This is a genomic window from Arthrobacter sp. SPT-J7 (genome assembly GCF_059089965.1).
Genome location: NZ_JBNHFF010000146.1, coordinates 1 through 8,382 on the forward strand (window position 1 = coordinate 1; position 8,382 = coordinate 8,382).

Consider the following 8,382-nt stretch of genomic DNA (forward strand, 5'->3'; position numbering starts at 1 on the left):
CTGGCCGTGTGGGCCGGCTGCTCCTCGTCGGGCGCCCCGGCAGCCGCAGCGCGCGCCTGGCCGATGCCGTCGACGCCGTCGAAGCGGTACTGCGGGAGGCCAATACGCGTGCCGGCGAAGCGTGGACCGACACCGCCGTCGAGACAGGCGATGACGCGCCCGCGGCGGCGCGCCGGGCCGACGTCGTCATCACGGCCAGCTCGACGCCGCACGCCCTGCTGGGTGCTGACGACTTCATTGCTGATGCCATCGTGTGCGATGTCGCGCAGCCGCCGAACCTCCCCGCGACGCTTCCCCGGGATCGGCCGGACCTCGCCGCGTTCGCGGGCGGGATGGTCACGGTGCCGGCGGGGTCGGACTTCGACCTGCGGTACGGCCTGCCCACCGGCATCACCTACGCCTGCATGGCGGAGACCATGCTGCTTGCGCTGGCGAAGGAATCCGGCGTCAAGGACTGGCAGTCGCTGGCGAGCCAGGGCGAGGCGCTCTCCCAGGACGCGCTCGACCGCCTGGGACTGCTCGCCGACCGCCATGGGTTCCGGCTGGCGGGTATCGACTGCCGCGGGGCTGGCAATGCGGAGCCTGCCCGATGACGTCCTACGGCGACCGCTGGGAGGCCGCACAGGTCTTCGACGCGCAGCTCGCTTACGCCACGGTCAAGGACCTCCTGGCTCCGCGGATGGCGGTCTACTGGACAGACCTGATCGTCTCGGCGGTGGTCGGCTGGTCGGGGTTCGCGCTGGCCGTCACCTACACGCCGTTGCACTGGCTCGGAATCATCGGTCTCGCCGTCTCGGTGCTCGCGTTCTATCGCGGGGCGCTGTTCATCCACGAACTGGTGCACTTCCGCAGCAAAGCGCACACCCGCTCTTTCGGTCGCGGATGGAACGCGCTGATCGGGTTCTGGCTGCTCATCCCGTACTTCATGTACGAGGGCCACGCCGAGCACCACAGCAAGCGTCTCTACGGCACAGCGTTCGACGCCGAGTACCTGCCTTTCGCGCGGCTGTCACGGCGGGAGATGGTCAAGGTGGCCGCGGCAGCGGTGGCGCTGCCGCTGTTCGGGCCTATCCGGTTCGGCATCCTGGCGCCTGTGTCGTGGCTGGTGCCGGCCACCCGGGAGCGGGTCTACGCCCGTGCATCGACGATCAAGATCGACCTGGAGTACCGGGGGCATCCGCCGAAGAAGTCCCAGCGGCTCTCGTGGTTCCTGCAGGAACTCGCCTGCTTCGCGATCGTATGGACGGTCGGCGTCCTCATCGTTCTCGGGCACCTCCCGGTCCTGCTGCTCCTGTGCTGGTACCTATTGTTCGTCGGCGTCGTATCGCTCAACACCATGCGCCTGCTGGGGGCCCACCGCTACCTCGGCAACGATTCGGACGCGAACATCGTGCTGCAGATGATCGACACGATCAACTACCCGTCGTCGCGCATTGCCGGGTTCTTCTGGGGACCGATCGGCCTGCGGCTGCACGCTCTCCATCACCTGGTCCCGTCGCTGCCCTACCACTCGTTCGGCAAGGCGCATGCCCGGCTCGTCGCCGCGCTGCCGCCGGACTCCGCGTACCGCCTCACCGAGAGCCCCGGCCTGGTCGCCGCCGTCGTTGACCTCTGGCGGGCACCCCGCCCGCTGCCCGGTGAGAACCCCTTCACCGAAACCGCCAGCCTGCACGAGGCCCGAAAGGACGCCCTATGACCGTCGACAGCTTGGCAGCCCCGCCGCCGGGGCTGCGAACGCGCAGCCCGCTCGGTGCGCTCCCGGCGATGCGCCGGGACCCCCTTCACCTGTTCGAGACGCTCGCCCGTGAGCACGGCCCGGTTGCGGCCTTCCGCCTCGGTCCGCAGCCTGCCATCGTGGTCTCAGGCCCCGAGGCCGTCCGTGAGGTGCTGGTCTCGCGGGCTGATGACTTCGACAAGGGCGACATCCAGCGCCGGGCCTTTACCCCTGCGCTGCGGAACGGGCTGCTGATCGCGGAGGGCGACCTGCACAAGGTCCAGCGCAAGCTCCTCGTGCCGCACTTCCAGGCGCGGCGCATATCGAACTACGTAGACATATTTGCCCGCGAGGCACAGCGCCACGCCGACCGCCTCGAAGACGGCAGCGAGGTGGACCTGCTCGCGGTCATGGGTGCGATCACGCGCGACGTGATCGGCCATCTCCTGTGGAGCAGGTCGCTGGAGGAGGAGGCGGAACTCGCCGCCGCCGTCACCCGCGTGTTTGAGTGGGAGATGCGGGCACTGTTCGCCGTGGTCCCGGTTCCGCTGGGAATCCCGACGCCGGCCAACCGGCAGATGAACGGCGACCTGGGCTGGGTCCGAGGCCGCATCCAGGCGATCGTGGACGCGCGCCGGACCGCGGGCGGGGAGCACTCCGACCTGCTCGACGCCCTCCTGCAGGCCCGCTACGACGACGGCAGCGCGATGTCCGATGACCAGTTGCTGGACGAGTTGATCACCCTGTGGGGGGCCGCACATGAAACGTCCGCGGACGCGCAGTTCTGGACTGCCGCGCTGCTGGCGACGCACCCGCAAGTGCGCGACGTTGTTGCCGAGGAGGCGGACCGCGTGCTCGGCGACCGGCTTCCGACAGCTGAGGACCTGGCCCAGTTGCCGCTGGCGATGGCGGCGTTCAAGGAATCCATGCGCCTATATCCGCCCGCCGCGTCGCTGATGCGCGCCGCCGTGCGCGACACGACCGTCGGCGGATACCGCATCCGCAAGGGCACGATCGTGTTCATCTCCACGTACTCAATGCACCGCGACCCGGCCCTGTATCCGGACCCGGAGCGGTTCGATCCGGCGCGCTTCCTCGCCGGAGCCGACGACAACGGCAGGCCGTCCGCCCCGCCGGCCGAGCGCAACGGATTCGGCTACCTACCGTTCGGTGCCGGCAGGCACGTATGCATCGGCTCGACCCTCGCACTGACCGAGGGGCAGGTCTTCACCGCCGTCCTTGCCCGGCGCCTGCGATTCGACCTCGTTGACGACGGGCCCGTCGAGCCGCAGCTCCTGATCAACCTGCGCCCGCGCGGGACCGTGCGCGCCACGGTGAGCCGCCGCGTGCCCGCACGAGCGGACAACGTGGCATGAGCGTGCAGACCGATCTCCCGTGCCGGCAGGCCGAGCTCGCCGATGCCGTTACACACTGGGCCGCCGAAGACGGTGCGCGCCCCGCGCTCACCTTCCTCACCTACAGCGGCCGCCATCGCAGCGAGCAGACCCTCAGCTACGCCGATCTGGACCGCTCCGCGCGGGCCTGGGCTGCGCGCCTCACCGCGCTCACGGCTCCCGGGGACCGCGTTGCACTGCTGCTGGGGCAGAGCCTCGACTACATCGAAGCGTTCCTCGGATGCCTCTACGCTGGCCGCGTCGCGGTGCCGCTGTACGCCCCGGATGCCCGCCGCTCGGACGAACGCCTCGTGGCGGTGCTCGCGGATGCACGCCCGACGGCGGTGATCACGGCGGAGGACGCGGCAGCCGACGTCGATGAACTGGTGGCGGGCACCGGCATCCGCATACTGCTCGCCGAGGGCGCCGAACCGCCCGCTGATGGGTTCGCTGCGGCGTTCACCCCGGTGCGCGGCGACGGGACCGCCTACTTGCAGTACACGTCCGGTTCGACCCGCACTCCCGCCGGGGTGCAGGTCACTGCTCGCAACCTCGCGGTGGCGATGACGCAGTTGCGCGAGTCGCTGCCGATGGCCGAGGGGCCGATGGTCAGCTGGCTGCCCTACTTCCACGACATGGGCCTCGTCTACGGCATCTGTGCGGTGCTGCAAGGTGGCGGACACTGCTGGTCGATGAGCCCGATGTCGTTTGTCCAGCGCCCGTTGCGCTTTCTGCACGCTCTCAGCGACGCTGGCGCGGCACTGACAATTGTCCCGAACTTCGCCGTCGACCTGTGCGTGCGGCGCGTGCCCCAGCCCGAGCGCGAGGGTTTGGACCTGTCGAGGCTACGGGCGTTCGGCAACGGCTCCGAGCCGATCCGCGCCTCCTCCATGACAGAGTTCAGCGAAGCCTACGCACCGTACGGATTCGATCCGCTCGCCCACCAGCCAGGATATGGGCTGGCCGAGGCAACCCTCATGGTCACCGCGCACCGGTACGGCAGCCCCTTGAGCGTTGCGCGCCTCCTGCGCGGGGCGCTGGCCGAGGGCGTCGCGGTCGCGGCGGACCCGGACGTGCCGCCCGAGGACGTGTCGGAAGTGGTTTCCTGCGGTGTGCCCGTCGACCAGGCCGTGCGCATCGTCGATCCGGCGTCGCTCGCCGCGGTATCCGACGGCAGTGTCGGTGAGGTGTGGGTCCAGGGCGGCAACGTGTGCCGTGGCTACGCCGGGCGGGAGGAGCTCACCGCAGAGATCTTCGGTGGCAGGCTCCGTGACAGTCCTGACGCAGGGACCTGGCTGCGCACCGGTGACCTCGGCTTCCTTTCCGATGGGGAACTGTTTCTGGTTGGCCGTCTCAAGGACCTCATCATCATCGCGGGGAAGAACCACTACCCGGCTGATGTGGAGGCAACGGTGTCGGATGCCGTCGCAGAGATCCGTTCGGGCGGGGTCGTGGCGATGCCCACCCGCGGCGATGGGCCCGAGGGCCTGGTGGTGGTGGCCGAGATCGAAGCGCGGTCGCTGCCCACCCTCGACCATGCACGCACGGCGCTGGCCGTGCGCGCGGCGGTGGCTGCGGTGCACGCGATCACGCCCGCCGATATTGTCCTGGTCCGTTCCGGGACTATCCCCCGCACCACAAGCGGAAAACTGCAACGCCGGGCATGCTCGGCACGATACGAGGCCGGTGAGTTCCAATAGCACATGCAACACAGACCCCTTCCGCCCGTCGGGCCGCGCGCACGAGCGCGGGCAACGGGGAGGAAGCCGCAATATCCCTTAAGGGGCTCACCAAGCAGTTTGGACGCTTCCGTGCACTTGACGGGCTGGATCTCACCGTTCGGGCCGGTGAGACGCACGGTTTCCTTGGGCCGAATGGTGCTGGCAAATCGACCACCATCAAGATCCTGTTCGGGCTGCTGACGAAGACGAGTGGATCGGCCATTGTGCTCGGCGGTGATCCGAGGCGCGACGCCGTGGCCCTCCACCGGCGGATGGCGTACGTGCCCGGCGACGTGATGCTGTGGCCGTCCCTCACGGGCGGCGAGTGCATCGACCTGCTGACCCGGATGCGCGGAGCGCGCGCTTCGCGCGCCCGTCGGGACGAGCTCATCGAGCGCCTCGACCTAAATCCTCGCAAGCGCGCGAAGGCCTATTCGAAGGGCAACAGGCAGAAAGTCGCGCTCGTGGCGGCATTCGCGACGCCGAGCGACCTGCTCATACTGGACGAGCCGACGTCGGGCCTGGACCCCCTCATGGAGGTGGTGTTCCAGCAGCTCGTGCAGGAGGCTTCGGCGCAGGGCACCACGGTGCTGCTGTCGAGCCATATCCTCGCCGAGGTGGAGGTCCTGTGTGATCGCCTCACCATCATCCGCAACGGGAAGGCCGTCAGCACCGGAACCCTCGATGAGATGCGCGAGCGGACCGTGTCGAAGGTCGTCGCCGCCACCCAGCATGACGTGGTGGGACTGTCCGCGATCGAAGGGCTCCACGGCCCGCGGCTCGAAGGCCGTCACGTCGAGTTCAGCGTAGGACCGTCCGGTCTCGCGGCTGCGCTGGCGCTGGTGAGCGCGGCAGGGCCCACGAGCCTCGTCAGCCAGCCTCCGAGCCTAGAGGAACTGTTCCTGCAGCACTACGAGCTCAACGAACCGGAACCGGCCGAGGCGGTCTCACGATGACCGCTTTCGCAGGAACAGGTTGGCAGCTGCGCCTGACAACACGACTCGAACGCTGGCAGATCCTGCTGTGGACGGTAGGCATCGCCGCGCTCCTCGCCGCGATCACTGACAGCATGGCCTCGCTGTACCCCACGGCCGCTGACCGTGAGCAGTACGCCGCTATCAACGACGGGAGCCCGGCCTTGCGGGCCATCAACGGGCCCGGACACGCACTCGACACCCCCGGGGGGATCGTCGTGTTCGAGGTCGGCGGGTACCTTCTGGTCGCGGTAGCGCTGATGGCAGCGCTCGGGATGACACGGCTGACCCGTTCCGAGGAGGAACACGGCCGGGCCGAGCTGGCACTGTCCACGGCAACCGGCACGCTAGCCTCTCTCACTGCGGCCGTGTTCACGATGATCGCCACCTCGGCGCTCATCGGCGCAGCCTGCGCCGCAGGAATGATCCTGCTCGGGCTTCCCACCGAGGGCGCGTGGGGCTACGGAGCCTCCGTTGCCGTGATCGGTGTGTTCTTCGTCGGAGTGACCTCGCTCGCCGCGCAGGTGTGCGGCACGGCCGGAGAGACGCTCGGCGTATCGGGTTTGGTCATCGCGGCGTCGTATGGCGTCCGTGCGGCGGGTGATGTGGGCGACGGTGGGCTGTCGGCGTGGTCGCCGTTCGGATGGGTCCAGCATGCCGCGCCCTTCGCGGATGACCAGCGCAGTTGGCCGCTGGGCATCGCGGCCGGCGCCGGCCTGCTGCTGGTCGTTGTAGCGATGACGGTGCGCATCCGGCGCGACCTCGGCGCGGCGCTGCTCACCCGCGGACCAGGCCGCCCCGCCGCAGGCTCGTCGCTCGTCGGCCTACTGACGGCAACGGCAAGAGTGGCGACACCTGCTGTGGTGGGATGGGCTCTCGGCGGACTGTTCGTGGGCTGCGTGTTTGGCGTTGCAGGCGAAGAGGTCACCAAGGTCTTCGCGGCGACTCCCGATATCGCTCTGCTGTTGGGCACCGGCCAGACCGAGGCGACGGAGGGCTACCTGCGTCTCGTCCTGCTGCTGATCGCGCTCCTCGCCACTGGGCACGCGGTCTCCGCCCTCCAGCTTGTGCGAACGACGGAACGCAACGGGCTCGGCGACCTCACCCTCGCGGCGTCCGTCAGCCGCACCCGCTGGCTGCTGTCGGGTGTGCTTCCGAGTCTCCTCGGCTCTGCGGTTGTCCTAGCGGTCGGCACGGCAGCGCTCGGCGGTACGTTCGCGGCCGTGACTGATAACTCCGACTGGGTGGAGCGCGTTCTGCGCTCGGGCCTGTGGCATCTGCCGGCGGTATGGCTCGTGGCGGCGATCGCCGTGGCGCTCCTCGGTGCACTGCCCCGGTTCTTCGTCGCGGGGTGGGCTGTGCTGGCGGCATGTGTGGTGATCGACATGCTCGGCCCCGCTCTGCAACTGGAGGAAGGGGTAACCGATGTGTCGCCCTTCGCCCACGTGCCTCAACTGCCTGACATGGACCCCGGAATGGGCGTGTGGATCATGGGCGCGGCTGGCCTCGCCCTGCTGATCGTAGGAGACCTGGGCATGCGCAGGCGCGACCTTGGGTGAGCCCCCTGGGGCTGGGCGTCCCGGCACCGCCGGATTGTCGGTGGAAACCAGGTACGCCTTAAACCTGCCACTCTCCGGAACTAACCTCCGGGGAGAAGCCGCGAGGCGGCCCATCGACTCTCGTGGGCTGAGGGGCTTTGCCGCCGCTGCGTCCAACGCGTTCCCAATCAATAGGATGCACCTTAGTAGCTCCCGTCAGTTTGGGTACACCCAAAGCTGACACTGAGCGTCACCAGGTTGACGCGTGAGTTCGGGTGCTGAGCTTTAGCCGAGGCAGCAGGCATGCAAACATCTCGTGGAACTTCGTCGCCCGATGCAACCCAGTTCCCTAACGACGCCGCTACCGCATGCGAGGAGTGTATACGGCAACGTGGAGAACTGATTCTGCCCGCTATGGGCAGTAAGGGCGCCGCCACTCACATTAGGAGCGGATTTCCGGTCTGCACTTTTCGCTGAGGATTGTTTGGGGCGTTGTACCGGTTGGCTGTATTCAACTATTCGGCATCATAGGTGTTGGCGATGTATACGTCACAGGGAGCGTTGTGGGCAACGCTGTTGGCTACGCTGCCTAGAACCCGGCCGATGCCCTGCATTCTCCGGTTCCCCACCACTATGAGGCGGGCGTCCATTCGCAGGGCTTCCTTGATGAGGGCGTCTGCGGGGCGTCCGCGGGCCGGTGAGTAGGTGACCTTAATGTCCCGTCCGAGGGAATCTGCTACGGTGCGGGCCACCTGCTCGGCCGCGTCGGCATCGGACACAATCCACTGGTCGCTGCCGCTGCCAAAGACCTCGGTACGGTCGCTGTCGAAAGCCGAAACTACGTGAAGCGACGCGCCCAAACTCGCTGCGAGGTTCCAGGCGGCTTTGGCTGCCTTTCTTGCTGTGGCGCTGCCGTCAACGCCTACAATGATGATGCCGCTCATGAGTTGATCCCTTTTCTTAGTTAGTTCGGTTTGAGTAGTGGGACGGAGGCTGCAGCTCGGCGCTGACTTCCGGCAGTAGTGGGGCAGGCTAACCATT

The 8,382-nt window shown here is 68.1% G+C and carries 6 protein-coding genes and 1 pseudogene; 6 read left to right on the plus strand and 1 reads right to left on the minus strand.

The genetic code is table 11. From position 1 onward, the window contains the following. The 6 genes and pseudogenes from AC5RWX_RS27280 to AC5RWX_RS27305 all read left to right on the plus strand — a co-directional run. Positions 1-593 (plus strand): annotated as a pseudogene (locus tag AC5RWX_RS27280) (hypothetical protein); the annotation flags it as partial. Continuing rightward, positions 590-1,696, plus strand: a complete 1,107-nt coding sequence (locus AC5RWX_RS27285; RefSeq protein ID WP_494099393.1) for a fatty acid desaturase — start codon at positions 590-592, stop codon at positions 1,694-1,696. The pseudogene AC5RWX_RS27280 and the gene AC5RWX_RS27285, both read left to right, overlap by 4 nt. Continuing rightward, a complete protein-coding gene (locus AC5RWX_RS27290) occupies positions 1,693-3,090 on the plus strand; it encodes a cytochrome P450 (RefSeq protein WP_494099394.1) in 1,398 nt (465 codons plus the stop codon). The genes AC5RWX_RS27285 and AC5RWX_RS27290 overlap by 4 nt, the downstream gene beginning before the upstream one ends. Continuing rightward, positions 3,087-4,808 (plus strand): fatty acyl-AMP ligase, encoded by a 1,722-nt coding sequence (locus AC5RWX_RS27295; RefSeq protein WP_494099395.1) that lies wholly within the window; start codon positions 3,087-3,089, stop codon positions 4,806-4,808. Before AC5RWX_RS27290 ends, AC5RWX_RS27295 begins: the two co-directional genes overlap by 4 nt. Before the next feature lie 71 nt (positions 4,809-4,879). Continuing rightward, positions 4,880-5,785 (plus strand): ABC transporter ATP-binding protein, encoded by a 906-nt coding sequence (locus AC5RWX_RS27300; protein ID WP_494099398.1) that lies wholly within the window; start codon positions 4,880-4,882, stop codon positions 5,783-5,785. Beyond that, a complete protein-coding gene (locus AC5RWX_RS27305; protein ID WP_494099396.1) occupies positions 5,782-7,362 on the plus strand; it encodes an ABC transporter permease in 1,581 nt (526 codons plus the stop codon). Before AC5RWX_RS27300 ends, AC5RWX_RS27305 begins: the two co-directional genes overlap by 4 nt. Before the next feature lie 494 nt (positions 7,363-7,856). Here AC5RWX_RS27305 and AC5RWX_RS27310 read toward each other — a convergent pair whose 3' ends face one another. Continuing rightward, positions 7,857-8,285: a universal stress protein gene (locus tag AC5RWX_RS27310; RefSeq protein ID WP_494099397.1), complete on the minus strand. Its 429-nt coding sequence runs from the start codon at positions 8,283-8,285 to the stop codon at positions 7,857-7,859. Positions 8,286-8,382 lie beyond the last annotated feature (97 nt).